The following is a 25,185-nucleotide window of genomic DNA, read 5'->3' as shown; positions in this document are numbered from 1 at the left end:
CAGTCCGTTTTCTAGACTTTCTCCCATGCATTGAACGGTGCCTTGGAGTGCAAATGTCAATGCGTACCGACCTTGCTCAGAACCATCGCATCCATTGCATTCAACATCCACAGAGGGGCCCAAAATGACCGCATTTGCCAACCGTTCTTCCGCCGCGTCTTCCACTGCACAGCGCGCTGCTGCAGAGCGCCGCTCAGGTGCCGCCGCCTCGCCTGCGGCAGGCGGGGTGGGGGGGAACAGCGTGATCCAGATCCTGCAGGACAACTGCCCTGAGCTGGCGCTGCACGCGGGCATGGTGATTGAGCAGTTGGACGCCCAGGTGGGTACCTGGCAGTTCTCTACCGATGCCGGGCAAACCTGGCGCACAGTGCGCACCGATTTGATCAACCGCGCCGGAAGCCTGGGCCTGGCCCTGGACCGCGATGCCCGCGTGCGGGTACTGCCTTTTGGGGGTAATCGGGTGGCGAGCGCACGGGTGGTTTTTCATGCGGTGCGCCGCAGCCATGGGCAGGGCAATGGCAGCTACCGCGCCTATGCCATCGATGACCGTGAGGACGATTCCCGCACCGTGACACTGGTGCTGAGCCTGGGGGCCATCAATGGCCAGCCGCCCGCCGTGCACGCGCCCCGCCCGCGCAACAAGCGCGCCCTGGTGCAGCGCGCGGCGCAGGCCATGGCCGCGGGCGCCATGGGCAATGCCATGGCCATTGCCTGAGCGGCTTTGCGCGACGTTTTCGTGGTCTTTGAAGGAAGCAAAAAGCGCCTAAAAAAGGCGCTTTGAACCCGCGCTGTAACCGAGCGCAAAGGGGTGGAAAACCGTTTGCGGCGACAATGCCGGTCCTTTCGTTTTTTTACACCCTGTTTTCGTTCGGTTTTTCCATGTCCAGTATCCAGGTTCGTCCCGCCACGCTTCGCGATGCAAAAGCCATTGCCCAGATCCACACTGTCTCTGCTCAAGAGGCCTACAAAGGACTGGTGCCAGACGAGCAATTGAAATCCATGTCGGTCGAAAAGCGCCAGGCCTACTGGCGCGAGGCCATTGAATATTGCGAGCCACAAGTGCAAGTGGCCGTGGACGGCGAGAAGATCGTCGGCTTCGTCGGTTACGACCGCTCACGCGATGAAAAATCCCGCCCCACCACCGGTGAAATCTGGGCCATCTACGCCGCCCCCACGCATTGGAACCAAGGCGTGGGCCTGGCCCTGTGGGATGCCGCCCGTGATGGCCTGCAAGAAGAGGGCTGCACCAATGTCACCGCCTGGGTGCCGCTGCGCAATGAGCGCGCGCTGCGCTTTCACGAGATGGCAGGTTTCAAGCGCGAGCTGTCCACGGCCAAAACGGCTGTGATCGGCGGCGTGAAGATCGAAGAAGTGCGCCTGAAGCGCCCTATCAACGGCTGATCCTCCCATGATCGAATGGAGCAGCCAGGGCCAGGCCCACACCGCCCACTGGCGCTCTGAGAGCGGCGCCCCGGCCCCTCGCCGGGTAGTGGCCGCAGACGACACCCTGCCCGCAGACACCGCATACCGCCTCGCCTGCGAAGGCACGGGCCTGCTGTGGACGGGCGACTTTCAAAACGCGCGCATGCTGCTGCAGGCGCTGATGCGCCGCACCGATCGCAAGCCCGCCAAGGCTGCAGCCAAAGCCGCCAAAAAGGCGGCCGATGCCACACCGGCCCAGGCGTTTCACCTGCACCGGCAGGCCCAGGCGCAGCGGGCGCGGGTGCTGTCGTCGGTGTTGATCGTGCTCGAAGGCGATTACGCCATCGGGCTGCGCCGCGCGCCCGATTTGCGCCAGGCATGCGCCGAGGCCTGGGGCCCTGCCAGCGGCCAGCGCGTGGTGGCATCGCTGCGCGAGCTGCTGGGCCTGGTGGGCGCGCACGAGTGGCGCAAAAAGGGCGTGGAAGTGCCCGCCCTGGGGGCCGCGCCGGGCAATCGCATTCACCCGCACTACGGCGTGTTCTCGCCCGTGCGGGGCGAGTATGTGGATTTGGTGGCGCAAACGCCGCTGCCGTCCAAAGCGCTGGCCTTTGATGTGGGGGTGGGCTCTGGCGTGTTGTCTGCCGTGCTGGCACGCAGAGGTGTGCAGCGCGTGGTGGCCACCGACCAGGACCCGCGCGCCATCGCCTGTGCCCGCGAGAACCTGCAACGCCTGGGCGTGGCAGGTCGCGTGGAATTGCTGCAGACCGATCTGTTCCCCGAAGGGCGTGCGCCCTTGGTGGTGTGCAACCCGCCCTGGTTGCCAGCGCGTGCCAGCTCGCCCATCGAGCGTGCGGTGTACGACGAGGGCAGTGGCATGCTGCGCGGGTTTTTGACAGGCTTGGCCGCACATCTGGAGCCTGGGGGCGAGGGCTGGCTGATTTTGTCGGACCTGGCCGAGCACCTGGAGCTGCGCCCCCGTGCCCAGCTGCTGGAGTGGATCGCGCAGGCCGGGCTGCAGGTGCTGGGCCGCCATGATGTGAAGCCGCACCACTCCAAGGCCACGGACGCCACCGATGCCCTGCACGCTGCGCGGGCTGCCGAGGTGACCTCGTTGTGGCGCCTGGGCGTGGCCTGAGACACGCCACGTTGCTGCCTGGCGGCTTTGCTGGGCCTGTTGCTGCGGCTGCGTTTTCAGGCGGGGGCTGCACTGGCTTCGCGCGGCAGCAGTTGGGCCATGCGCTCGCGAATGGTCTGAGCGCGCTCGGTGCCCGCGAGTTGGGCCACTTCTTCCAGCAGGGCCTCGCCCACGTCCAGCATGCTGTCGCGGTCGCGCGCTGAGCGCAGGGCGCTGTGAAAATGCTGGGCCATGGCCGGGTCGCGCCGGGCAAACAGCCGCTCGCAAATGTCGAACAGGTACATCCGGGCACCGGCCAGTGAGCGCAGGGCGTCACTGGGCTCGGTGGGTTTGTCGGTGGGTTGGCTTGCCGTTGCGGCCGCTGGTACCGCCTTGGGGGCACTGGCAGGGCTTGGCTGGGTTTTTGGGTGGGTTGTGGGGGCTGCTGCTGCGGGTGCGGTGGGCGCCATTGGCGCCAGGTAGCCCTGGTTCAACAGGTGCTCCACGATCTGGGCGCCGCCGCCGTTGTACATGGCTTGCAGCTCGGCCTGGGGCTTGCCTTCTGCCAACAGCAGCAGCGAGCGCTCGCGCAGGCTCAGGGTGCGCATGCCGGGTGCCAGTTCTTGTCGGGCTTTGTCGGTTTTGAGAAGCAGCATGGCGGGCGTTGGCAAAGGCGGGGGCGCAGAAGGCAGTGGCCGGTATTGCAACAGCGGGCCGTGACATGGTGATGACGGGGTGAGGCTCGGAGCTAACCCCTGGCGTCGTTGTTCCGTGTTGTCGTACTGCTTGCACTGCCTGCGACGGAACGCCTGGCCAGGGCCGCTTCGCTGAGTTGTGTAATCCGCCCCGTGCGGCGGTGCATTGGTGGTGCTATATATTTGATAGCTGATAGCGCTTTGTCAAAGGGCGCTAGACGCATTTTTTCTTTGATTTGCGAGTGCCGCGCGCAAACGCATGGGACTGGGTGAGTTGGCATGACCTTGTTGCTGGCCCCGATGGAGGGGCTTCTGGATTTTGTGTTGCGTGACGTGCTTACCCGGGTGGGGGGCGTGGACCGCTGCGTGTCCGAGTTCATTCGCATCACGGGCACTTTGCTGCCCGACAAGGTCTTTTTGCGCTACGTGCCCGAGCTGTTGCACGGCAGCCGCACCCTGGCAGGTGTGCCGGTGCGTGCGCAGTTGCTGGGCTCAGACCCGGTGTGTATGGCCGAGAACGCGGCGCGGCTGGCGGCCTTGCAGCCGGAGGGGATTGACCTGAACTTTGGGTGCCCGGCCAAGGTGGTCAACCGCCACGGGGGGGGCGCGGCCCTGCTGCAAGAGCCCGAGCGCATTGCTGCTGTGGTGTCGGCCGTGCGCCGCGCCGTGCCTGCGCATTTGCCGGTGTCGGCCAAGATGCGCCTGGGCTTCAACGACACGCTGTTGATGCGCGAGTGCGCGCAGGCCATGCAAGACGGCGGGGCGGTGGAGCTGGTGGTGCACGCCCGCACCAAGTCCGACGGCTACCGCCCGCCCGCGTATTGGGAGCTGATCCCCGAAGTGCGTGCGGCCGTGCGCATCCCGGTGGTGGCCAATGGCGAAATCTGGACCGTGGAGGATGCCCAGCGCTGCCGCGCCGTGTCAGGCTGCGAGGCGCTGATGCTGGGGCGCGGCGCGGTGGCCGACCCAGGGCTGGCCCGCGCCATCCGGGCGGCCGATGCCGGGTGTGCAGGCACGGACACGGTGGTGTGGGCCGATCTGGTTCCCCACCTGGCGGCCTTTTGGCAACTGGTGTGCGATGGGCTGGAGCCGCGCCAGCGCGCGGGCCGCCTCAAGCAGTGGCTGAATCTGCTGCGCAGGCGCTTTCCCGAGGCAGAGCTGGCCTTTGAGCATGTGCGCACGCTGACGGACCAGCGCGCGATCACGCTGTGGATTGCGTCCATGCAGGCGCAGGTAGGCGCGCGCTAGGAGCCTGTCGGATTTGCAGCCGGCGATTTCCAAGTCCGACAGGCTCCTAGTCCGTGTGAGCCAAGCGGCTACAGCAGATGGTCGGGCGCCAGTGGCCCGATCAGGTGCAGCAGCCAGCGCAGCGGTGCACTGGCGTCAGGCTCGGTGGTGGTGTCTTGCAGGCCGCTGTGGGCAGGGGCTCGCCACGCCAGTTGGCCCTGCGCATCCAGCTCCACGCGCCAGGCGGCATCGCTCAGTGCGGCTTCGATCTGGCGTGTGGCCTGGGTGGCCAGCGTGCGGCTTTGGATCAGCAGGGCAATCTCGGTGTTCTGCAGCTGTGAGCGCAGGTCCAGGTTCATCGACCCTACCGCCAGCAGCCGCCCGTCCAGCACCAGCAGTTTGGAGTGCAGCATGGCCCGCGAGTTGCCCACGCCCGCTGACCCTGAATTTCCCCCCGCTGCGCCACTGCTGCCCGTACCCAGGAACATGCTGCGCAGCCCCGACAGTTCGCTGCGCATTTCATACAGTTGCACGCCCGCTTGCAGCAAGTCTGCCCGGTGCCGGGCGTAACCGGCATGGGCCAGGGGCGCATCGTTAGACGCCAGCGAATTGGTCAGCACCCGCACCCGCACACCCCGGGCAATGGCGCTGGCAAATGCCTGCTTCATGTCGGCCCCAGGCACGAAGTAGGGCGAGACGATGAGCAGCTCCTGGGTGGCTTGCCCCATGAGCTGGAGCAAGCCGTCTACCACCGTATCGGCGGGTGGGGTGGCTGCTTTGCTCGCCGTTGCCGTTGCCGTGGCTGGGGTCGCGCCTGGGGAGGGTGTTGGCGAGGGCACGGCGGTTTGCGGCGGCGCCGGGGGACTTGGCTCGGTGCTGTCCGCAGGAATTTTGGTGGGCTGGTCTACCAGCACGGCGGCAGGGGCCCAGGTCCAGCGCATCTGGCGCAGGTCCAGGGGTTGCTGGTTCCAGATGCGCGTGCGTTGGGCGCTGGCGGGCTGTTGCCCATCGGCGGTGGCTGCGGTGGTGGGGTTGCCACTGCTGGCTTCACCCTGGGGTTGTGGGCGCGGCCCATTGGGCGTGGCGGGGCGGCTTGGCATGTTCAGGCTCTCGCGCATGCGCAGCAGCTCGGGGCGCGAGATCAGTGACTGCACAGGGTAGGAGCGCGGGTTGTTCCAATACGCATCAAAGCTGCGCGACAGCGCCTGCACCACAGGGCCGGTGGCCAGCACATCCAGGTCGACAAAGTTGCCTGACTCGTCATTGCCAAAGTAGGCATTGCCCAGGTTGCGCCCGCCGGCGATGCCCATGGCGTTGTCGGCGATGAACAGCTTGTTGTGCATGCGCTGCTGTACGCGAGAAAAATCGCCCAACAGGCTGAACATGCGCCCCAGCTGGGAGTTGCGGGCGCCCGTCAGGGGGTTGAACATGCGCATTTCGATGTTGGGCACAAACGCCAGCCGCATCACCTGGGCATCGCGCCCGGTGCTGTGAAAGTCGTCCAGCAGCACCCGCACCCTCACGCCCCGCTGGGCCGCGGCCACCACGGCCAGCATCAGCCGCTCGGTGCTGGCGTCTGCATGGATGGCGTAGTACTGCAAGTCCAGCGTTTGTTGTGCGGCATCCACCAGCGCCAGGCGGCTGCCGTAGGCCGCCTGGGGGCCGCTCAGTAGCACAAAGCCCGAGGGGTGGCGTGCCTTGTCAGCGCTGCGTTGTGTCTGCGCCCACTGCGCCAAAGGGGTTAGGCTGGGGTCTGCCAGCGCTGTGGAGACGGGGCGGTCCACCTGCTCAGGCAAACCCGCGCAGCCTGTGAGCGCGGCGCCCAGTGCCGCAACCGTCAGTACCCAACCCACACCAGTCCAGCCAGCCGAGCCGGACAAGGGCCTGCGGTGCGTGGGGCGAAGGCTGGGCAGGGGTGGGTGGGCGAGGCGCATGCAGAGGTGGGGTGGGTGGCGCAGTTCTGGCTGCGCCCCAATGTATACCCACCCATGCGGGCCCTGGGTGTCAGACAACGCGCCTACCCGTGGCTGCGTTGTGCAGGGCCGCCGTGTGCGCCAGTGGCTTACCAGCTCACCTCGCGGTCGGGGGTGGCGCTGATCTTGTGGATGGACAGGTCGGCGCCATCAAACTCTTCTTCCTGGCTCAGTCGCAGGCCCACGGTGGCTTTGAGCACGCCGTAGACCACCACACCGCCGATGAGTGCCCATGCCACGCCCATCAGCGTGCCCATGAGCTGCCCGGCAAAGCTGATGCCGCCGAGCCCACCCAGCGCCTTGCTGCCAAAAATGCCCGCCGCCAAGCCGCCCCAGGTGCCGCACAGCCCGTGCAGTGGCCACACGCCCAGCACGTCGTCGATCTTCCATTTGTTCTGAGTGAGGGTGAACATCACCACAAAAATGGCGCCTGCCACTGCGCCCACCACCAGGGCGCCCAGCGGGTGCATCAGATCAGATCCCGCGCACACCGCCACCAGGCCTGCCAGGGGGCCGTTGTGCACAAAGCCCGGGTCGTTCTTGCCCATCACCAGGGCCGTCAGCGTGCCGCCCACCATGGCCATCAGCGAGTTGACCGCCACCAGCCCCGAGAGTTTGTCCACGCTCTGGGCGCTCATCACATTGAAGCCAAACCAGCCCACAATCAAAATCCAGGCGCCCAGGGCCAGGAATGGAATGTTCGATGGCGGGTGGGCCGAGATTGCGCCATCCTTGCGGTAGCGGTTGGCCCGCGAGCCCAGCAGCACCACGGCGGGCAAGGCAATCCAGCCGCCCATGGCATGCACCACCACCGAGCCTGCGAAGTCATGGAACTCTTCGCCCGTCAGCGACTTGATCCAGGCCTGCACGCCAAAGTGCTGGTTCCAGGCGATACCTTCAAAGAACGGGTATACAAACCCCACGATGACCGCCGTGGCCAGCAACTGCGGCCAAAAGCGCGCCCGCTCTGCAATGCCCCCGGAGATGATGGCGGGAATGGCTGCGGCAAAGGTGAGCAGGAAGAAGAACTTCACCAGCCCGTAGCCACTTTGCAGCACCAGCGTCTCGGCCCCCACAAAGAAATGTGTGCCGTAGGCGACCCCGTAGCCCACCATGAAGTACACGACGGTGGACACCGAGAAGTCCACCAGAATCTTGACCAGAGCGTTCACCTGGTTCTTTTTGCGCACAGTGCCCAGCTCCAGAAAGGCAAAGCCTGCGTGCATGGCCAGCACCATGATGGCGCCCAGCAAAATGAACAGAGCGTCCGTGCCCTGTTTGAGTGCTTCCATATCGTCCTCTTGCGTTTGATTGGGTTGTTTTGGTGCATGCGTGGGTGCCGCAGGCCAAATTTGCACCACAATAAAGCAAGAAATGCGCCTGAAATGTGCTCTATGGCGAGGTGTTGGGTGCAATGTGGTGCACCCCATGGACTGCCGCGCTCAGCGCCATGCCGCATGGGGCGTGCGTTGTCGCAAGATCGTGCCGATCAGGTTCTTGCGACGAATGGGCTCGGCTTTGGTCGTCAGGGGATCTTCTCTTGGATGCCCTTGTCGGTGAGACAGTCCGCACTGCATTAGGCTGTGATCTAAGTAAAAATAGCTGCTAGCGCTTATTCAGTAAGCGCTAGGGAAACTCTGCACGAATCGGGTGTGGTTGTTCCACGGCGCAGAGCGAAGTTAAAAGCACTCACGTTGAGTAACTTCGGCCTGAGCAGTGCGCCCTCAGACGCTGCGCGGGGGCCATTGGCCCTTGATCTTTGGGCATCACGCCCCCTGCACACGCACCTGTCCCTGGCTGATCAGCAGTTTGTGCCTTGCCATCCACAGATTTGACAGCGCAAACAGCGTGACGATCTGCGCCGTGTTCTTCTTGAGCCCACGGTAGCGCACCTTCACGTACCCAAACTGCTGCTTGAGCACCCTGAAAGGGTGCTCTACCTTGGCGCGGATGCTGGCCTTGGTGCGTTCAAGTTGGTCGATCAGCGCCTCAAGAGGCTTGTCTTTGTCCAAAGCCCGACGCAGTCCTGGTCGCAGGGCCACATGCCAGCGGACACTCTTGTTAGCATCGGGCCGCTTGTCTACACCTTGATAGCCTGCATCACCAAAGGCATCCGTTTCTTGCCCGTGCAGCAGGCTGTTGGCCTCAATCACGTCGTTCACATTGCCACTGGTGCCGCGCACGCTGTGCACCAGCCCAGAGTCAGCATCCACCCCGATGTGCGCCTTCATGCCAAAGTACCACTCGTTGCCCTTCTTGCTTTGATGCATCTCGGGGTCTCGTGCTTTGCCTTCGTTCTTGGTGGACGTCGGCGCCGCAATCAGCGTTGCATCCACTACGGTGCCTGCCTTGAGTTGCAGCCCTTTGGCTTGCAGCAGTGCATTGATCGTAGCGAGTATCTGATCGGCCAGCTTGTGGCGCTCTAGCAGATGCCGAAAACGCAGGATGCTCGATTCACTGGGGATGTGTTCGTCCCAGTGAGACAGGCCGGCAAAGTCACGAAAGGCTGGCACATCGTGCAGCGCCTCTTCCATGGCTGGATCGCTGAGCTTGAACCACTGCTGCATGAAATGGATACGCAGCAGGGTCTGCACTGCAAAGGGCTGCTGGCCCCGGCGTCCGATCTCTGGGGCATAAGGCTCAATGAGCGAGACCAACTCGACCCAGGGCACCACCAACTCCATCGCATCAAGAAACTCACGCTTGCGGGTGCGCTTGGTGGTATTGCTCAGGCCCAGGCTGCTTTGCTTCATGAGCGTATTGTCCTCGCCTGCACACTGGCTCAAGCACATCTCAGAGGGATTCGTGCAGAGCATCCCTAGCAGCTATTAATTTGGTAGTAAATGAATGGCGCCGTTGGTACAGTCGGCAATGCGGGAGTGCCCTGTGCAAGCCCCGGCTAAGGCAGGGTAGGGCTGAGGGATGCCGCGTTGACTCGCCTGGGTGCGCTGGTCAGCGCACTGCCGTCACTGTGCGGCGGCTGGTGCTGCCAGCATGCGCTCCACATACCGTGCAATCAAATCAATCTCCAGGTTCACGCGCGATCCCATCTTCAAACTCCCCAGCGCCGTGTTTTCGACCGTGTGTGGAATCAGGTTGATGCTGGCCTCGCATCCAGATTCGGTATCGGTGATGCGATTGACTGTCAGACTCACCCCATTGATGGTGATCGAGCCCTTGTAGGCCAGGTACTTGCCCAGATCGCGCGGTGTCAAGACCCGCAGTTCCCAGCTCTCGCCCACCTGGGCAAAGTGCGTCACTTGCCCCAGCCCATCGACATGGCCCGATACCAGGTGCCCCCCCAGCCGGTCGTGGGCGCGCAGCGCTTTTTCGAGGTTGATGGGCCCGGGCGTGTCCAGCCCCGTGGTCTTGAGCAGCGATTCGGCCGAGATATCAACGGTGAACTGCAGCGCTTGGGGCTCCAGCGTGGTCACCGTCATGCAGGCGCCGTTCAGGGCAATGCTGTCGCCCAGACCTACGTCGTCCAGATACCCCTTTGGGGCTTGAATGACCAAGCGTTTGCCGTGGGCTTCTGTGGCGCCCAGAGGGGCGACTTCTGCAATGCGGCCTTGGCCGGTGATGATTCCTGTGAACATGGTTTTGAAAGTGTCAGGGTGTCAATGGTGAGGTCATGAACGATGGATAGCTGCCAGCTGTGCCAGCCTATGTGGCTCGGCGCCCAAGGCTCAAACGCTTAGCAGTATCGAGCATGGGCGAATCCATGGTGGCCAAGCTGCTTTTGGGGACCAGTGTGGGAACCATGCCTCTGGCCTCTCTTTCAGGTGATCGCTTCAACCTCTTTGCACTGGAAACATCCGTTCGGGCTGAGCTTGTCGAAGCCTTGCACAGCGCATCCTCTTGGCCGTGATGGTCGTGAGGCTGGGGGGTGTTTCTGTGGTGCTTCTGTGGATGTTGCGCACGGTACTTTTGAGGGCCTATGCGTCAGCTGCGTGACTGCTTGTCGGTGTGATGCCAAAGCCATCGCACCCGCGCACGCGGGCCACAATGCGCACATCCTCACCCACTTGCTCCACGCTTTTGAATTCCAGCGCCAGGGCCTGGTCTAGCGCTGTCAACGGGCCGAACTGCGCCATCGACAACCCCTGGCCCAGCATCTTGGGGGCCAGGTACACCAGCATCTCATCCACCAGCCCTTCGCGCACGAACGAGCCATTGAGCTTGTTGCCTGCCTCCACATGCAACTCGTTCACTCCTTTGTGCGCCAAGTCGCACAGCATCGCCGCCAAATCCACCTTGCCCTGTGGGTTGGGCAGGTGAATCACCTCCGCCCCTTGGGCCTCTAGAGACCGTTTGCGTGCTTCAAATTGCACATCTTTGGGGGCTGCACAGTAGATATAGCAAGCGCGGCCAGCTATGAATAAATGAGCATTCGTGGGAGTTTGCAGTTGGCTGTCCACCACCACCACATGGGGCTGGCGCGGCGTGGGCACCTCGCGCACATCCAATCTGGGATTGTCATCTAGCACGGTGCCAATGCCTGTCAGCACTGCACAGGCGCGTGCACGCCAGGCATGGCCATCCGCGCGGGCTGCGGCAGAGGTGATCCATTGGCTCGCCCCATTGGGCAAGGCCGTGGCACCATCCAACGATGCGGCGACCTTCATCCGTACCCAAGGCGTCTTGCGCACCATGCGGCTGAAGAAGCCAATGTTCAGTTCACGCGCAGCCTCCGCGCCGTCGCCCACCTCTACTTGAACGCCAGCGGCACGCAAGCGGGCAAAACCATTTCCTGCCACTTGGGGGTTAGGGTCCGCTATCGACGCTACCACCTTGGCAATGCCTGCCTGAATCAACGCATCACAACAAGGGCCCGTGCGTCCATGGTGCGAACAGGGCTCCAGCGTCACATAAGCAGTAGCCCCGCGCACCTCGTGCCCTTGCGCCTGGGCATCGCGCAGCGCCATCATCTCGGCATGCGGGCCTCCGGCCCTCTGGGTGAACCCCTGGCCCAGAACGACCCCACCGGCCGAGGCAATCACGCAGCCGACGCGAGGATTGGGGTTGGAAAGAAAAAGCGCTTGGGTGGCTAGCCCAAGCGCTTGATTGATAGGGGAGGGCGCGGAAATTGTCATTGCGCCTGTGATAGTAGCTTAGGGGCTACTTATTCCAACACTCAGTGGTCGTGGTGCCAGACGTTTTGTTGATAGCCTCTCGCACACCTGTATTGGTAAGGGTGAAGTCCCCGCAGCGATCTGTACCTTGGGGGCCTGCCTTGCGCGTCGCAGCCAGAGTAAACATCGCGTTGGTATTTCCGGCTTGAAAGCCGATTGTGTAACGCTTGGTGGGATCTGGCGTTCCATCTGCCAGTCGCCATTGAAGCGCGTTGGGCAGGGCGGTCGGATAAACGCCTGTCGCCGTGCTAGACCTCTCCAGCCACTGCTGTGCCTGCAGCAATCCGGCCCGGGCATCCGCCCGGTGACCCCGTCGGATGTATTCGCTGTAGCTGGGGATGGCAATGGCAGAGAGGATGCCCACAATGGCCACCACAATCATCACTTCGATGAGGGTGAAGCCCCGCTGTGCTTTGCTCATATGTCGAATCATGGTGTTTCTCTTACTTCAGTTGGCGCCAGCTAGGGCGCAGCGATTGCTCTGGCATGCAAGCGATGTCTTTTCGATTGTTTTTGACATCGATATCTTGGTTAAGGCAGCTGCCAGTATCCTTGCGGACCATGGTGTGGGAGCCTTTGGTGACCTGGGAGCGGGATACATTTTTATCATCACCGCAGGTGGAACAAGAGCCTGGTCCGCTGGTTGGCGGTGTATAGAACTTGCCGTTACCATCAAAATCCATCAGCTGAACGGTCGGCCGCTTGCCGTCCATGAGGTTCAGCAGGGTCAGGTATTGGCGCTCTTCGTCCACCGTATTGGATTCACAGGTCTCAATATTGGGGTCCACGTCTGAACCCTTGGCAGGCACTTGCGTGTATACCGCCAAAATGTTGCTGCCATCATAGAACTCCATGGGCTTGAGCAGTCGCTCACCCACTGCAGGCAGGTCCATGTACCACCCGTTGTAGTCCTTCCAAGTGTCCTCCTTCAACTCATCGGTCACATCCACGGTGGCGTAGGTGGATGTCACGTCTGAAATTTTTTGTTGAGCGAGCTTGGCTGTGGCAATCCCTTCCCCCAGGGCAGCGGGTACTGGAACGCAGTTGGAGCCTTTGGCGCAACCTACTACTCCCGGGTTTACCTCCAGACGCTTACCCAGCGCGGTGGTCACAACGCTGTAACGCGTGTTATCCAGTACGGAGTACAAGGTTTGTACGGTGGAGTCATTCTCATCTGCTTTGGTCACGTTACGGCCTGTGCCAAAACCAACCATCATGCCGCCTACTGCCACTGTCTTGGCACTGGGGCCACTGCCTACTTCCATGACTCGGTCGTTGGCTCGTACCGTGGGAGCTGTGGAAATGGATTGGTAGAGGGTGCGCGAACTGCTGCCCAGTGTTGCGGGCCCTGTGGCTGTGAACAAGGGGCTATCGTTGAATGCAACTTTCCAGTTGGCGTCGCTCATGTTTGTGAGGTCGAATTTCCACATATTGCCCAGGTTGTCGCCTGCGTAGACCACATCTGGACGTCCATCGCCATTGAGGTCTACCAGGCGAGGCGCCGCCAGGCCGTTGTCCTTGGCTTTGCCACTGCCGACAGCATCGCTGGCGGCCGCAGGGATCCGCTTGAGCTCTTTATTTCCATCCAGATATTGAATCAACAATACAGGCCGTTGGTTGGCGCTGTTGTAGCCATTGCCCATGACCACTGCCCATCGATCATTGTTCATGCGAGCGATCTGCGAGGCGCGCAGCGCGTTGGTCTCGTCCAGCACGGGGCGTGCGGTGATGTTACCAATATCCTTGTCCTCCGCTTCAGCTGTGTCGCAAGCCGTTTTCTGCGCTCCGGTCATGGTTGCGCAATTGGGAGTGGTTTCCGCTACCCGAGTGGTATCTTTGGTGCGGTCGAGTACGACCAACTTCTGCGCGTTACCTACTGAAAATCCGGGCACGCCCGAGGCGGTATCTGCTGCATTGGGGTTGGTGACGTCCAGCACAAAGTAGCCTTTGCCCCCAGCGCCCATGGTGCCGACCAAGAATGTTCTCCAGTCAGGCACATGGACTGTGGGGTTGCCTGGGTCCACTGTCCCTTGGTCTACATCGCCGGTCATGGGCGATCCATCAACAAAGAATCGGTGCTTGTTGTTGTATGCGGGGTCAACCAGCTGTGGCAGGCTTGCAATCACTCCGCGTGGTGCATAGGCAATCTTCTCTGTACCGTCAACGGCAGAGAAGCCATGCAACAAGCCATCATTGCCGCCCACGTAAATCATCGGGGTGCGGCTTTTGTTGGCCAGCGTATACGTGTCATAGCCTTTCAGGGCGTAACTGCTGGAAGGGCTACCGGTGTACCAGACCACCGAATTGACAATATCCCCTTGGCGGCTCTTGCGCTCACGGAATGGCTTGGCTACGGTGTAGCCGGTGGTGTCGCTGCCTTGCAGCGTCATATCGCCTCGAATGAAGTTGAGGCGGTTTTGACCGTTCGTAGCGACAGTCACAGTCGCATCACTGGGGTTTTTTCCCAATAATGCTTTTTGAGCGGTGCTCAGGTTGCTTTCGTCAGTGGCCCATTGGAAGGCTACACCGCCTTTGTCTTTGGTGGCGACCCATTGGTCACTCCAACTCAAAATCAATCGACCAGTGAGGCTGAACGTTGCGTCATCCAATTTGTCGGCTGTATTTTTGCCACCCCATGATGGTGTGGGGACGGTGGTGCCATCCTTTTTGACAGTCTCGGCTGTGACAAAGCCTTTCCAAGCATTTTTGGGTTCGTAATTTCCAGTGAACTTGCCCACCGAGTTACGAGAGATGTTTGAACCGCTGGTGGCGGTGGAAGTCATCTCTGGGTCCACCGTGGTGTTGATTTGCTGGAAGATGTCGCGGAATGCCTTGGCCAGATCCTCACCCTTTTCAACCGCGTAAAAACGACCCCGACCATTAAGTGCGGTATGCCATAAATCGAGTGAGCGAACAGGCTCACCACCCGTGTTGATGTTGGGCCATTTGATATTGCCAGTGATGAAGTCAGGCAGACTGCCGTTGGATCCCTTGTCGTAGTTAAACGGCACCATCAGTGTGGAGTTGAAGGTGGCATTGTTGCTGGCGTCACACGTTTGGCCAGGAGCGAGAATTTTGTTAGTGGTATTGCAGCGATTCGGTGAATAGGCATTACCACCACCGTCTGTTCCCGGCCATGTGTAAGCCATTTTGCTCAGACCAATGGTGTGGGTCACCATGTGCGGCCAGTTAGCTGGGTTATAGCGTGGGTTCCAGAATCGATCCAGAATCGCATCATTGCCAGCTTTGTCTTTGCCAAAATTTTCTGTTGCAGGTGCTTGGTTGTACTCTGCTGTGGGCTGGGGTAGGCCTTTCAAGCCGGTAGCGCCATTGACGTCGTCAACGGCGGTTTGCAGCTTCTTAGACCAACTGGCAAAAGACCAGTCAGCTAAGTTGTCGCTGTAAGTATCGGCATACAAGGCGTTTTTGGGCCTTGTGGCTGCATTGGTGCTGCCAAATACGGTGGTGTTGGGTAGCGAGATGTTCTTGGTGTTGTCGTCTTGCGATCCCCCGGAGACAGCTCCATTCCAACGACCGTCGGTCATGAAAATATGATAGTTGCGCCGACATCCAAGGTAAGGTGCGGCGGTAGTACCAGGGACGGATGCCCAAGGCCCATTTTTATCCAAGTTGGCTCGCATGTACTCATCTGCTTGCTTGAGCACGCCATGGGACGGTGTTGAGCCGCTCGGCTTGAGGTTGGTAAGGAATGCAAGAAAGTTGGTCCGATGAGTTCCTTCGAGGATCTTCATGGAGTTTGTTGCAAGTGTGGGGGCGCTTCCCGTGGTCCCAGGCAGTGTTTTGGGTGTGCCGTTGTTCCCGTTCATCGACTGCCAAGCCAGACGAATTTTCTTGTCTGACATTAACGCACTGTCGTATTTGGGATGGGTTGTATCAAAAATCGACTGTAACGAATACCTCAGTACATTCATCCGCCGGCTGGTGCTGGGCCAAGTTCCATCGGCATTGGGCGTTGTATTGTTGGTCGCTCCTGTTGCGCTTTCTGCATCAACCCGAAAATCCATACTGCCGGAATCATCAATAGAAATGATGACGTTAGGGGTCACTCTGGGTTGCACGGTGCCGGGGGGGGCCTGCACCAAATCTACGGCCCAAACGCCGCTGGGAAGTAATGCTGCAATGGCAGCGAGTGCGAGCAGGTTTTTGCGAAAGCGAGGGGGCGTGTGGTGGTACATAGCGTACTCCTCAGAAAAACAGTGTTTTGATTAAATTAGCTGCTAACGCGCTTTGAATGCGTGCGAATTGCTCTCTTAATTATTTGAGCAATTAATCCATTGTCTTTTGTGGTGCATAGGTTTGCTGCAAAACCACTTGTGTGCCTGGCTTTCGGCCATAAGCGAGGGCTGTAATGCGATAAACCAAATTAGGACTGGTATTGCCACCCAGATTCATCCGTAGTAGATTTTTCGCTCCCGATCCCACAATGACGCCTGAGTTCTTGCTACTTTCGTCGTAACGCAATACTTCAATCCAATACCAGCCGCCTTGATTGGGGGGGGTTGCAATGTCCCACTGCAGGAGTGGATTGACTGGGGTGCTGATACTGCCCTTGCCTGCGCCTGTGAATTGCCCGTATCTGGCCCCGGTGGTCGCTGCAGGAGGCATCATTGCATTCAGGGCGGTTGTATCGTTCCAAAAATCCAGCTTACCTGTGCGTTTGGTACAAAGACCATTTCCGCATCCCGTAGTTTTTTGCCCCAGTTCTGCAAGCAAGAGGTCGCGCTCTGTAATGTCTAGTGGGATTTTCTCAGCAGTGCTTGTGCGACAAATATCGCCAACGCCTACACACTCAGTGCCGTCGGCTTTCTGATTGCGAATGTCCAGTTCTGCATCCTGAAGCAGGGACTGGGCAGCTTCGAAGGCGCGTTGGTAATCGGCATCGTTGCCAACCACCAATTCATTGAAAAGGGAAGTCCGCGATGCCCACAATGCCAAAAGCATGGAAAGCATGACGAATATGATGACGACGAACAGCGCCACGCCACGCTGGTGCTTGCGGTGGGAGGGGTTGTGAATTGCACGGTGCATGATCAGTTCTTCAAGGTGGTTAGAGCGGAAGCAACTGTGCTTTTGTGAGGCCTTGACTGCGCACTTGGAAGACATTGCGGTAGGTCACGTGCATACGTTGGTTGCGCGCTCCAGCGAGGGTTGTCATGTCAATCGCTGTTCCATCGCAGTCACGGTAGGTGCTTGCGCCGCCTGTGGGCATATTGATGGCTTCCGCGCCGTACAGCACAAAGCAAACCTCCACGGCTTGTACCGTGAGCCAATCAGTTACCGCAGCTCCTGCTACGTATTGGACAGTCAGATTGGTGGGGTTTGTGTTGTTTTGAACCAGATAACGAACCTGAAAATTGGCCACATTCTGTGCAATAGGTTGTGCGACACCTCCGTTGCCTTGGCATTGCAATTCGTTACCACTGAGCTGAAAAATACTTTCTACCCGTTGGTCTGTATTGGTCGCGACGTCAGTCGGTCCACCCAGACAGTTGCGCCCGATGGTTTGATCTGTGGCTGCGGTGTATACAGATTCCTTGTAGCGACGGTAGCCTGTGCTGAGCCCGCCGCTAGGGGCGCCCAACGTGTGTGTTATGGGGTCGAAGTCGTTTCCTCCGCTAATTGCAGGCGCCACGGTTTCGAATGCCACGGGAACCATTGCGGGGAAACCCGTTGATGTACTGCTGGGGTCGGGGTTGAGGTACAGCGAGCCAGCTTGGCGCAATTGCAAGCCAATAACGCGCATCAGGTAAGCAGACTGTTGCTGAATATTGCTGGCATCGCTGACGGTTCCGGAGACGCCACGCGAGACCATGAGGGCGCCCATTGCAACAGCGATGACGAGCAGGCCGATGGAGAGGCCGACCAGCAATTCAATCAGCGTGACACCCAGTTGATAATGGCTGCGAAATGGTTTGCGTTTGCCGGAAAAGCGTGAGAGGTGAGTTTTCATATTTATTCTCCGGCGCAGTAGAACTGCTTAAGGCCTCCGCCGATGTCGTAGGGTGCGCAGCGTGCAGAGACGGGGATGTATTGCAGGTGACAGGTGTAATTTGCGGTGCAAGACGTTGCGCCAACCCCTGTGCCTCCACCGTTTTTGAATGTGCCATCCGTATCGCGGGTCTTGGACGCATCAATATTGTCTCTGTGGGTCGTTTTGTCGGTTGCGTCGCTAATGTCGATTTCGTTCTCTCTCCATCGAACCATGACACCCAATTGCCGACGGTTGGCTGCGTCTGTATCTCCAGGGGCCAAGAAAATAGTCGCATCTCCGATGGGCAGCATTTGCTGAACGGTTCGCCGCCAAACAGCTACGTCGTATGTGGTGAGCTGATCGCTGGTGCACGCCGTTGTAGCGCAGTCAACGGCAGGGGCAGGCACAGCAGTGGATGGGTCCGTCCATCCGCTTTGGTAGTTGCCCAAAGTCAGTAGTGCATTGGGATGGGCTTTGATGCGTTCACTGAGGTCTTCTATGAGACGAATAGCCTGTGCTCGGCGCACGGTGGTTTGTGTGTCAGTCAGCGTGCGCATCTGCACTCCCAAAATGCCCAAAATACCCAAGGCAGCAATGACGATCGCAACGAGGGATTCAATCAGCGTGATGCCGCGCTGATGAAGGTTTGGAAAATGGTGCAATGGGGTAGTCATGGGTATCAGCCGGTGCATGGAATAGCTTCTTGAGGGATGACACGGATGCGGCCGCCAGAGCTCATGCAGACGCCACGTGAGCCCGCATGTGCGGAGCTTTTGTTCAGGGGGACCAAGGTGAACCCTAGCCAAGCGCCATCAACAAGGCCCCAGCGATTGAATTGGATGCTGGCGCCGCCACCGGTGCGGTTGACGTGCACTTTGCCCATAGATTCAACACGCTGCAGTACGGGCTCGGCGGCATTGCATGTGCCGTTGTTATTGATGTCATGGCAGACAATCCAACCGCAGTCCCAGTCACGGGTCCCGCTGGCAGTGGTGCAGCCATTGGTGTTGTTGGGTATTTTTTGCAGAACCACTTGCCCGCTGCGTTTAATGGCTTCAGAGCGTGCGTATTGCAGACTTGTTTGTAGCTGCTCTGCAGGTTCTCGCACACGCCATCCTTCTATCAGGGGGGTGAAGCTGGGGGCTGCCAAGGAGATGAGGATTGCGACTATGGACACCACCACCATCAACTCAATGGCAGTGAAGCCGGTCACAACGTGCCGAGACTTTGGTCGCGGTGGGTGGTGGGGGTGCATGGCTTTGTGAGGTTTAGCGACTTAAGGGCAGGCAGCGCCATGTTTCATCTGTGCGATGCGTCCACCCTTGGCGCAGAGTCTGATGGCGCTGCTGTCCGTTGCGCTTTTCCCATCAGGGAAGATTGCGATGTCGACAGCCATTGGTGCGCCGCCACTGGTCTCTGAAAGCATTCCCCAGCGGTCCACGTACAGCATGTCTTTGTTGTTGCTTTGGGTCATGCTGACTTTGTTCGGGGCTGGGCTTACTTGCAGGTCTGTTGAGACTCCGTTTTGGGTGGAAGTGACTTTCCAGCCGAGGCTCCACCCGCCGGTGGCGTCAATGGCGATGCCGCCGCCGCGCTTGATAGCCTCCGAACGGGCGTAGTAGAGGGTCGATGTGAGGCCTTCGGTGGCACTGCGCACGCGCCAACGTTCAATCAATGGAGTAAAGCTGGGGGCTGCCAATGTTGCCAAAATCGCAACAATGGCCACAACAACCATCAATTCAATGGCTGTAAAACCGCGCTGGTTTTTAGGGTGTGGAATTCCCAGAGATGGGGGCAGTGCATGCATGAGGGCGATCCTAAGGAGTTCGTGGTTGGGCAGCGACAGCCTGTGTGACCAGTGGCGCTAGCGTGGGGATGAGCGGCGACTACCTGCGTGTGTACCCCAAGCAGGCCCCGGCGTTGGGCATTCCTTTGCATTCTCGGTAAAGGCGACGATCTCGTTCGGCGCGCGACTCTTCCGATGGGCTGCGTTGGTGGGTGACTTTGCCTGTGTTTTTCTTGTTGGTCGTCGTGTTATTTGCTGTAGTTTTGTCGCCAGCGGAGCCTTTGGCCAGCGCGTAAGAAGGGGCAACAAGGATGCACAGGCCAATGGCACCAGTGGTTACTGCGAGCCGCAGGCGCTTGTTCCAAGGTCTGGAGTGAGGGGCTGTGCTTGCGGGGGAAAACGGGTGTCGCATGGCTGGGTGCTTTCGAGGCTGAGCTATTGCAGCAGATTGGGCGCAGTGTTCTGGATCGCTGGGTGCTTGGCAAGCCAAATTCGGACCCGGGCTATAATTGTGAGGTTTTGCATGGTGCAAGACGCACGCCCGTGGCCGTTCCAGCTGCTGGCGCAAGTAAAAACCATGATCTTCCGCTTGCGGCGGGTCACATTCAAGGAAAAAACATGATCGCATCCTCCATCAAGGCCGAAGTCGTCAAGGCGAACGCCCGTGCTGCCAATGACACTGGTAGCCCAGAAGTGCAAGTGGCCCTGCTGACGGCCCGCATCAACGAACTGACTCCTCACTTCAAGACACACGCAAAGGACCACCATGGTCGCCGTGGCCTGCTGCGCATGGTGAGCCGTCGTCGCAAGCTGCTGGACTATCTGAAGGCCAAGGACGCTGACCGTTACACCGCGCTGATCGCCAAGTTGGGTCTGCGCAAGTAATTTTCATTGCATGCGAAAACGCCTGGGTTAGTCCGCTAGCTCAGGCGTTTTTTACTTCGGAGTCGCAAAACGGAGCGAAGCTGTGTCATTCCAATGAAGTTGCCGCCATGGGTTGGTGTGCAGGTTCCCTGGAATGGCATCGTGTTCTGAATTGCCCTCCAAGACAATCTGGTAGAGCGCTACCAGCTATCAAAATAGGAGCTGAACATGAGCATTTTCAACAAAATCACCAAAACCTTCCAATGGGGTGACAAGACCGTCATCATGGAAACGGGCGAGATCGCCCGCCAAGCCTCCGGTGCTGTGCTGGTGAACATTGACGACACCGTGGTGCTGGCCACTGTGGTGGCTTCCAAGGGTGCCAAGCCTGGCCAGGACTTCTTTCCCCTGACGGTGGACTACATCGAGAAGACGTATGCGGCCGGCAAGATCCCTGGCAGCTTCTTCAAGCGCGAAGCCAAGCCCAGCGAGCACGAAACCCTGACCAGCCGCCTGATCGACCGCCCGATCCGCCCGCTGTTTCCCGAAGGCTTCTTCAACGAAGTGCATGTGGTGATCCACACGGTGTCGCTGAACCCTGAAGTGGATGCTGACATCGCAGCCCTGATCGCTACCAGCGCGGCCCTGGCCATCTCTGGCATTCCATTCAACGGCCCCATCGGTGCCGCGCGCGTGGGCTACATCAACGGCGAATACGTGCTGAACCCCGGCCAGACTGCGCGCAAGAACTCGCAGATGGATCTGGTGGTGGCTGGTACCGAAGCTGCTGTACTGATGGTCGAATCCGAAGCCCAGCAGCTGTCTGAAGAAATCATGCTCGGCGCCGTGGTGTTTGGCCATGAGCAAGGCAATGTGGCCATCAACGCCATCCACGAACTGGTGCGTGATGCGGGCAAGCCTGTGTGGCAGTGGGAAGCTCCTGGCAAGGACGAAGCCCTGATCGCCAAGGTGGTGGCTCTGGCCGACGACAAGCTGCGCGCTGCCTACCAGATCCGCAACAAGCAAGCCCGTACCCAAGCCTGCCGTGAAGCCTATGCCGCCGTGATGGCTGCGCTGAAGGCCGATGGCGTTGAATTCGACGCGGTCAAGGTCGAAGGCATGCTGTTTGATATTGAAGCCGGTATCGTGCGCAGCCAGATTCTGGCGGGCGAACCCCGTATCGATGGCCGTGATACGCGCACCGTGCGCCCCATCGAAATCCGCGGCAGCGTGCTGCCTCGCGCCCACGGCTCGTCGCTGTTCACACGTGGCGAAACCCAGGCGCTGGTTGTGACCACGCTGGGTACCGAGCGCGATGCACAGCGCATCGATGCGCTGGCTGGCGAGTACGAAGACCGTTTCATGATGCACTACAACATGCCTCCCTTTGCCACCGGCGAAGTGGGGCGCATGGGCTCGACCAAGCGCCGCGAAATCGGCCACGGCCGTCTGGCCAAGCGTGCTCTGGTGGCTGTGCTGCCGACCAAGGAAGAGTTTCCCTACACCATGCGTGTGGTGTCGGAAATCACCGAGTCCAACGGCTCTTCGTCGATGGCTTCGGTCTGTGGTGGCTGCCTGTCGCTGATGGATGCTGGCGTGCCCATGAAGGCGCACGTGGCGGGTATCGCCATGGGCTTGATCAAGGATGCCAACCGCTTTGCCGTGCTGACCGACATCCTGGGCGATGAAGATCACCTGGGTGACATGGACTTCAAGGTGGCTGGTACCACAGCCGGTATCACCGCGCTGCAGATGGACATCAAAATCCAAGGTATCACCAAGGAAATCATGCAAGTTGCCCTGGCCCAAGCCAAGGAAGCGCGCATTCACATCCTGGGCAAGATGCAAGAGGCCATGGGTGAAGCCAAGACCGAAGTGTCGAACTTTGCGCCCAAGCTCTACACGATGAAGATCAACCCCGAGAAGATCCGCGACGTGATCGGCAAGGGTGGTTCGGTGATCCGTGCGCTGACCGAAGAAACCGGCTGCCAGATCAACATCGACGAAGACGGCACCATCACCATTGCCGCTACGGATGCCGCCAAGGCGGACGAGGCAAAGAAGCGCATTGAGCAGATCACGGCCGAAGTTGAAATCGGCAAGATCTACGAAGGCCCAGTGACCAAGATTCTGGACTTCGGTGCGTTGATCAATCTGCTGCCTGGCAAGGACGGTCTGTTGCACATCAGCCAAATCGCCCACGAGCGCGTTGAGCGCGTGGGTGACTACCTGACCGAAGGCCAGATCGTCAAGGTCAAGGTCATGGAGACCGATGAGAAGGGTCGCATCAAGCTGTCGATGAAGGTGTTGGCAGACCGCCCTGCCGGTGGCAGTGACCGCCCTGCGCCCGCCGAGCGCGGTGACCGTGAGCCACGCCGTGACCACGGTCGTGATGGCGGTCGTGATGGCGGTCGTGATGGCGGTCGCCAGCCCTCCGAGCAGCAACAACAGCAAGAGCAGCAACAGCAGTGATTTATCGGACCTTCGGGTCCGTGAATTGAAGTAGTTCGCTATTAAATTTATAGCTTCTACCGCTTATTTGATAGGCGTTAGAGGCTTAAATTGCCTAAACGTACCGACTTATGACTGAGCGTCTCATGCGTGCTGTAGAGATATCCTCGTTCGGAGCGCCTGGTGTGCTTCGTCTGGGGGATCGCCCTGTGCCGGTGCCTGGTGCGGGTGAGGTGCTGATTCGGGTGAGTGCCAGCGGCATCAATCGTCCTGATGTCTTGCAGCGCGCGGGGCACTATGCGCCACCGCCCGGTGCTTCTGATCTTCCGGGGTTGGAAGTCGCGGGTGTCATTGAGTCTGGCGATGCGCAGGCTTTGGCTTTGGCGGGCTTGCAGCTTGGTGATCGGGTCTGTGCTTTGGTGGCGGGTGGTGGTTATGCCCAGTGGTGCGTAGCGCCGGTGGGGCAGTGCCTGCCGGTGCCTGGGGGGCTTACGGACATCGAGGCGGCGTCGCTGCCTGAGACCTTCTTCACGGTGTGGAGCAATGTGTTTGACCGGGGGCGTTTGCAACCGGGCGAATGGCTTCTGGTGCAGGGCGGTACAAGTGGCATTGGCGTCACGGCCATCCAATTGGCCAAGGCCTGGGGTGCCCAGGTGATTGCCACAGCAGGCAGTGATGAGAAATGTGCCGCTTGCGTGGCGCTGGGCGCTTCCTATGCGATCAACTACCGCACCCAGGATTTTGTGGAAGAAGTGCGTCGCATCACTGGGCAGCGCGGCGTTGATGTGGTGCTGGACATGGTTGCGGGCGATTACGTGGCCCGCGAGGTGGAGTGCCTGGCGGAGGATGGCCGGTTGGTCATCATTGCGGTGCAAGGCGGCACCAAAAGTGCCTTCAATGCAGGGTTGGTGCTGCGCCGCAGGCTGACTGTCACGGGTTCTACGTTGCGGCCCCGATCGGTGGAGTTCAAGACAGCCGTCGCCCAAGCCCTGCGCCAGCATGTGTGGCCTTTGATCGCGTCGGGGCAGGTGCGTCCGGTGATCTATCGCACGTTTGATGCAAGTGAGGTCGCCGATGCCCATGCGCTCATGGAGTCCAATCAGCACACGGGCAAGATTGTTTTGACCTGGTAATCATGAAAAAGAAACTCATTGCAGGCAACTGGAAGATGAATGGCGGCTTGGCTGCCAACGATGGGCTCGTTCGGGGGCTTCTGGCGGGGCTGGCTTCGGCGCCGTCTTGTGATATCGCGGTGGCCGTGCCCGCTCCTTATCTGGCGCAGGTGCAGGCTTTGACTGCGGGCTCTCCAATTGCCTTGGCCTCGCAGGATGTGTCTGCGCATGCATCGGGTGCGTACACCGGTGAGTCGGCTGCAGGCATGCTCAAGGAATTCGATGTGCGCTATGCGCTGGTGGGGCATTCCGAGCGCCGCCAATACCATGGTGAATCAGACGCCGTGGTGGCTGAAAAAGCCCGTCAAGCCCTGGCTTTGGGCATTACCCCGATTGTTTGCGTGGGGGAGACTCTGCAAGAGCGCGAATCGGGTCATACAGAGGCAGTCGTCAAGCGCCAGTTGGCCGCCGTCATCCATGTCAATGGCCATTGCATCAGTGAAATCGTGGTTGCCTACGAGCCTGTGTGGGCGATTGGCACGGGACGTACGGCGTCTCCTGAGCAGGCGCAGCAAGTGCATGCTGTGCTGCGTGCGCAATTGGCGGCTGCCAGTGCGCATGCGGACCGGGTTCGTCTTCTTTATGGTGGCAGCATGAATGCCGCCAATGCCGCAGAGTTGTTGGCACAGCCAGACATTGATGGCGGGTTGGTGGGTGGAGCCTCGCTCAAGCCGGAAGATTTTTTAAAGATCATCGCTGCGGCCCAATGAGCTGTGCGCAGTAAGCTATTCAATTAGGAGTAAAAATGAGTGTTTTGGTGAATGTGATTTTGGCCGTGCAGATGCTGGCGGCATTGGGAATGATTGGGTTGATCCTGGTTCAGCACGGCAAGGGTGCTGACATGGGGGCCGCATTTGGCAGTGGCTCTTCCGGTAGCCTTTTCGGTGCTAGCGGCAGTGCCAACTTTTTGTCGCGCAGCACGGCGGTCTTGGCGGCTGTGTTCTTTGTCTCCACGTTGGCGTTGGCCTATTTTGGCAATGCCCGCCCAGCCAGTTCTGGTAGCGTGCTGGAGACGCCTGCTGCGGTTGCGCCTTCTGGTGCGCCAGCTTCGGGTGGTGTGGATGCTGTGCATGCGGCCCCTGTCGTGCCCGCATCTGGTGCGGCCCAGATCCCGACAAAATAATCCGCACTAAATTGACGCCCTGTTCTTTGTGCAGGGTTTTTCCGGAGTAGAATTCCGGATTGTCTGGAAAGCCAAAACCTTCATGGTTCCTCATGCCATCCAGACATGCAACAACAGCCGTCGTGGTGAAATTGGTAGACACGCTATCTTGAGGGGGTAGTGGCGAAAGCTGTGCGAGTTCGAGTCTCGCCGACGGCACCAAAACAAAAGCCTGTCCGCAAAATTTGTAAAATT

General features: G+C 59.9%; 23 protein-coding genes and 1 tRNA gene. 11 read left to right on the top strand and 13 right to left on the bottom strand.

Going from position 1 to position 25,185, the window contains the following annotated elements:
• Positions 1-124 precede the first annotated feature (124 nt).
• From CLU86_RS12760 to CLU86_RS12750, 3 genes are all read left to right on the top strand, one after another.
• Positions 125-715, top strand: coding sequence for a hypothetical protein (locus CLU86_RS12760; RefSeq protein ID WP_099741856.1), 591 nt, complete (start codon positions 125-127; stop codon positions 713-715).
• A gap of 164 nt (positions 716-879) precedes the next feature.
• Positions 880-1,401, top strand: coding sequence for a GNAT family N-acetyltransferase (locus CLU86_RS12755; protein ID WP_099658765.1), 522 nt, complete (start codon positions 880-882; stop codon positions 1,399-1,401).
• A 7-nt stretch (positions 1,402-1,408) separates the two neighbouring features.
• Positions 1,409-2,557, top strand: a complete 1,149-nt coding sequence (locus CLU86_RS12750) for a class I SAM-dependent methyltransferase (protein ID WP_099741855.1) — start codon at positions 1,409-1,411, stop codon at positions 2,555-2,557.
• Positions 2,558-2,613: 56 nt separating this feature from the next.
• Here CLU86_RS12750 and CLU86_RS12745 read toward each other — a convergent pair whose 3' ends face one another.
• Positions 2,614-3,192, bottom strand: coding sequence for a hypothetical protein (locus CLU86_RS12745; protein WP_099741854.1), 579 nt, complete (start codon positions 3,190-3,192; stop codon positions 2,614-2,616).
• A 318-nt stretch (positions 3,193-3,510) separates the two neighbouring features.
• Between CLU86_RS12745 and CLU86_RS12740 the strand changes: the two genes are divergently transcribed.
• Positions 3,511-4,479: a tRNA-dihydrouridine synthase gene (locus tag CLU86_RS12740; protein WP_099656396.1), complete on the top strand. Its 969-nt coding sequence runs from the start codon at positions 3,511-3,513 to the stop codon at positions 4,477-4,479.
• Between the two features lie 68 nt (positions 4,480-4,547).
• Here CLU86_RS12740 and CLU86_RS12735 read toward each other — a convergent pair whose 3' ends face one another.
• The 4 genes from CLU86_RS12735 to CLU86_RS12720 all read right to left on the bottom strand — a co-directional run bounded on the left by CLU86_RS12735 (position 4,548) and on the right by CLU86_RS12720 (position 10,027).
• Positions 4,548-6,392 (bottom strand): phospholipase D family protein, encoded by a 1,845-nt coding sequence (locus tag CLU86_RS12735; protein WP_099741853.1) that lies wholly within the window; start codon positions 6,390-6,392, stop codon positions 4,548-4,550.
• A gap of 128 nt (positions 6,393-6,520) precedes the next feature.
• Positions 6,521-7,723: an ammonium transporter gene (locus tag CLU86_RS12730; RefSeq protein ID WP_099656394.1), complete on the bottom strand. Its 1,203-nt coding sequence runs from the start codon at positions 7,721-7,723 to the stop codon at positions 6,521-6,523.
• 474 nt (positions 7,724-8,197) lie between these two features.
• On the bottom strand, positions 8,198-9,184 hold the full coding sequence (locus CLU86_RS12725; protein WP_099740912.1) for an IS5 family transposase: 987 nt from the start codon (positions 9,182-9,184) through the stop codon (positions 8,198-8,200).
• Positions 9,185-9,397: 213 nt separating this feature from the next.
• On the bottom strand, positions 9,398-10,027 hold the full coding sequence (locus CLU86_RS12720) for a riboflavin synthase (RefSeq protein WP_099741852.1): 630 nt from the start codon (positions 10,025-10,027) through the stop codon (positions 9,398-9,400).
• A gap of 113 nt (positions 10,028-10,140) precedes the next feature.
• Between CLU86_RS12720 and CLU86_RS22835 the strand changes: the two genes are divergently transcribed.
• Positions 10,141-10,299 (top strand): hypothetical protein, encoded by a 159-nt coding sequence (locus tag CLU86_RS22835; RefSeq protein WP_158236328.1) that lies wholly within the window; start codon positions 10,141-10,143, stop codon positions 10,297-10,299.
• Positions 10,300-10,366: 67 nt separating this feature from the next.
• Here CLU86_RS22835 and ribD read toward each other — a convergent pair whose 3' ends face one another.
• From ribD to CLU86_RS12680, 8 genes are all read right to left on the bottom strand, one after another.
• Positions 10,367-11,524 (bottom strand): bifunctional diaminohydroxyphosphoribosylaminopyrimidine deaminase/5-amino-6-(5-phosphoribosylamino)uracil reductase RibD, encoded by a 1,158-nt coding sequence (gene ribD, locus CLU86_RS12715; protein ID WP_099741851.1) that lies wholly within the window; start codon positions 11,522-11,524, stop codon positions 10,367-10,369.
• Between the two features lie 25 nt (positions 11,525-11,549).
• Positions 11,550-11,984 carry a type IV pilin protein gene (locus CLU86_RS12710; protein ID WP_158236370.1) on the bottom strand — a complete coding sequence of 145 codons (435 nt, stop codon included), beginning with the start codon at positions 11,982-11,984 and terminating at the stop codon, positions 11,550-11,552.
• 22 nt (positions 11,985-12,006) lie between these two features.
• Positions 12,007-15,759, bottom strand: coding sequence for a pilus assembly protein (locus tag CLU86_RS12705; protein ID WP_099741849.1), 3,753 nt, complete (start codon positions 15,757-15,759; stop codon positions 12,007-12,009).
• Positions 15,760-15,850: 91 nt separating this feature from the next.
• Entirely contained in the window at positions 15,851-16,612 is a 762-nt protein-coding gene (locus tag CLU86_RS12700; RefSeq protein WP_099741848.1) for a PilX N-terminal domain-containing pilus assembly protein, read from the bottom strand.
• Positions 16,613-16,631: 19 nt separating this feature from the next.
• Positions 16,632-17,534: a PilW family protein gene (locus tag CLU86_RS12695; RefSeq protein ID WP_099741847.1), complete on the bottom strand. Its 903-nt coding sequence runs from the start codon at positions 17,532-17,534 to the stop codon at positions 16,632-16,634.
• A gap of 2 nt (positions 17,535-17,536) precedes the next feature.
• Positions 17,537-18,229: a type IV pilus modification protein PilV gene (pilV, locus tag CLU86_RS12690; protein ID WP_099743549.1), complete on the bottom strand. Its 693-nt coding sequence runs from the start codon at positions 18,227-18,229 to the stop codon at positions 17,537-17,539.
• Positions 18,230-18,234: 5 nt separating this feature from the next.
• On the bottom strand, positions 18,235-18,810 hold the full coding sequence (locus tag CLU86_RS12685) for a GspH/FimT family pseudopilin (protein ID WP_099741846.1): 576 nt from the start codon (positions 18,808-18,810) through the stop codon (positions 18,235-18,237).
• A gap of 21 nt (positions 18,811-18,831) precedes the next feature.
• On the bottom strand, positions 18,832-19,362 hold the full coding sequence (locus tag CLU86_RS12680) for a GspH/FimT family pseudopilin (RefSeq protein WP_099741845.1): 531 nt from the start codon (positions 19,360-19,362) through the stop codon (positions 18,832-18,834).
• A gap of 597 nt (positions 19,363-19,959) precedes the next feature.
• Here CLU86_RS12680 and rpsO point away from each other — a divergent pair.
• From rpsO to CLU86_RS12645, 6 genes are all read left to right on the top strand, one after another.
• Positions 19,960-20,226 (top strand): 30S ribosomal protein S15, encoded by a 267-nt coding sequence (rpsO, locus tag CLU86_RS12670; protein WP_005793232.1) that lies wholly within the window; start codon positions 19,960-19,962, stop codon positions 20,224-20,226.
• Positions 20,227-20,433: 207 nt separating this feature from the next.
• Positions 20,434-22,677: a polyribonucleotide nucleotidyltransferase gene (gene pnp, locus CLU86_RS12665; protein ID WP_099741843.1), complete on the top strand. Its 2,244-nt coding sequence runs from the start codon at positions 20,434-20,436 to the stop codon at positions 22,675-22,677.
• Between the two features lie 125 nt (positions 22,678-22,802).
• The gene (locus CLU86_RS12660) at positions 22,803-23,789 is read left to right on the top strand and encodes an NAD(P)H-quinone oxidoreductase (protein ID WP_099741842.1); all 987 of its coding nucleotides are present in this window, start codon (positions 22,803-22,805) and stop codon (positions 23,787-23,789) included.
• 2 nt (positions 23,790-23,791) lie between these two features.
• Positions 23,792-24,538: a triose-phosphate isomerase gene (gene tpiA, locus CLU86_RS12655; RefSeq protein ID WP_099741841.1), complete on the top strand. Its 747-nt coding sequence runs from the start codon at positions 23,792-23,794 to the stop codon at positions 24,536-24,538.
• Between the two features lie 35 nt (positions 24,539-24,573).
• The gene (gene secG, locus CLU86_RS12650; RefSeq protein WP_099741840.1) at positions 24,574-24,951 is read left to right on the top strand and encodes a preprotein translocase subunit SecG; all 378 of its coding nucleotides are present in this window, start codon (positions 24,574-24,576) and stop codon (positions 24,949-24,951) included.
• Positions 24,952-25,067: 116 nt separating this feature from the next.
• Positions 25,068-25,152 (top strand) — tRNA-Leu (locus tag CLU86_RS12645).
• Positions 25,153-25,185 lie beyond the last annotated feature (33 nt).

Source organism: Acidovorax sp. 62 (assembly GCF_002754495.1).
Taxonomy (GTDB): domain Bacteria; phylum Pseudomonadota; class Gammaproteobacteria; order Burkholderiales; family Burkholderiaceae_C; genus Acidovorax.
The sequence above is the reverse complement of the archived record's forward strand: the minus strand, read 5'-3'. Positions and strand labels throughout refer to the sequence as shown.

Coding starts and splice junctions, on each gene's coding strand:
- CLU86_RS12760 (WP_099741856.1), top strand. CDS start 125: ATGACCGCATTTGCCAACCGTTCTTCCGCCGCGTCTTCCACTGCACAG.
- CLU86_RS12755 (WP_099658765.1), top strand. CDS start 880: ATGTCCAGTATCCAGGTTCGTCCCGCCACGCTTCGCGATGCAAAAGCC.
- CLU86_RS12750 (WP_099741855.1), top strand. CDS start 1,409: ATGATCGAATGGAGCAGCCAGGGCCAGGCCCACACCGCCCACTGGCGC.
- CLU86_RS12745 (WP_099741854.1), bottom strand. CDS start 3,192: ATGCTGCTTCTCAAAACCGACAAAGCCCGACAAGAACTGGCACCCGGC.
- CLU86_RS12740 (WP_099656396.1), top strand. CDS start 3,511: ATGACCTTGTTGCTGGCCCCGATGGAGGGGCTTCTGGATTTTGTGTTG.
- CLU86_RS12735 (WP_099741853.1), bottom strand. CDS start 6,392: ATGCGCCTCGCCCACCCACCCCTGCCCAGCCTTCGCCCCACGCACCGC.
- CLU86_RS12730 (WP_099656394.1), bottom strand. CDS start 7,723: ATGGAAGCACTCAAACAGGGCACGGACGCTCTGTTCATTTTGCTGGGC.
- CLU86_RS12725 (WP_099740912.1), bottom strand. CDS start 9,184: ATGAAGCAAAGCAGCCTGGGCCTGAGCAATACCACCAAGCGCACCCGC.
- CLU86_RS12720 (WP_099741852.1), bottom strand. CDS start 10,027: ATGTTCACAGGAATCATCACCGGCCAAGGCCGCATTGCAGAAGTCGCC.
- CLU86_RS22835 (WP_158236328.1), top strand. CDS start 10,141: ATGGGCGAATCCATGGTGGCCAAGCTGCTTTTGGGGACCAGTGTGGGA.
- ribD (WP_099741851.1), bottom strand. CDS start 11,524: ATGACAATTTCCGCGCCCTCCCCTATCAATCAAGCGCTTGGGCTAGCC.
- CLU86_RS12710 (WP_158236370.1), bottom strand. CDS start 11,984: ATGAGCAAAGCACAGCGGGGCTTCACCCTCATCGAAGTGATGATTGTG.
- CLU86_RS12705 (WP_099741849.1), bottom strand. CDS start 15,759: ATGTACCACCACACGCCCCCTCGCTTTCGCAAAAACCTGCTCGCACTC.
- CLU86_RS12700 (WP_099741848.1), bottom strand. CDS start 16,612: ATGCACCGTGCAATTCACAACCCCTCCCACCGCAAGCACCAGCGTGGC.
- CLU86_RS12695 (WP_099741847.1), bottom strand. CDS start 17,534: ATGAAAACTCACCTCTCACGCTTTTCCGGCAAACGCAAACCATTTCGC.
- pilV (WP_099743549.1), bottom strand. CDS start 18,229: ATGACTACCCCATTGCACCATTTTCCAAACCTTCATCAGCGCGGCATC.
- CLU86_RS12685 (WP_099741846.1), bottom strand. CDS start 18,810: ATGCACCCCCACCACCCACCGCGACCAAAGTCTCGGCACGTTGTGACC.
- CLU86_RS12680 (WP_099741845.1), bottom strand. CDS start 19,362: ATGCATGCACTGCCCCCATCTCTGGGAATTCCACACCCTAAAAACCAG.
- rpsO (WP_005793232.1), top strand. CDS start 19,960: ATGATCGCATCCTCCATCAAGGCCGAAGTCGTCAAGGCGAACGCCCGT.
- pnp (WP_099741843.1), top strand. CDS start 20,434: ATGAGCATTTTCAACAAAATCACCAAAACCTTCCAATGGGGTGACAAG.
- CLU86_RS12660 (WP_099741842.1), top strand. CDS start 22,803: ATGCGTGCTGTAGAGATATCCTCGTTCGGAGCGCCTGGTGTGCTTCGT.
- tpiA (WP_099741841.1), top strand. CDS start 23,792: ATGAAAAAGAAACTCATTGCAGGCAACTGGAAGATGAATGGCGGCTTG.
- secG (WP_099741840.1), top strand. CDS start 24,574: ATGAGTGTTTTGGTGAATGTGATTTTGGCCGTGCAGATGCTGGCGGCA.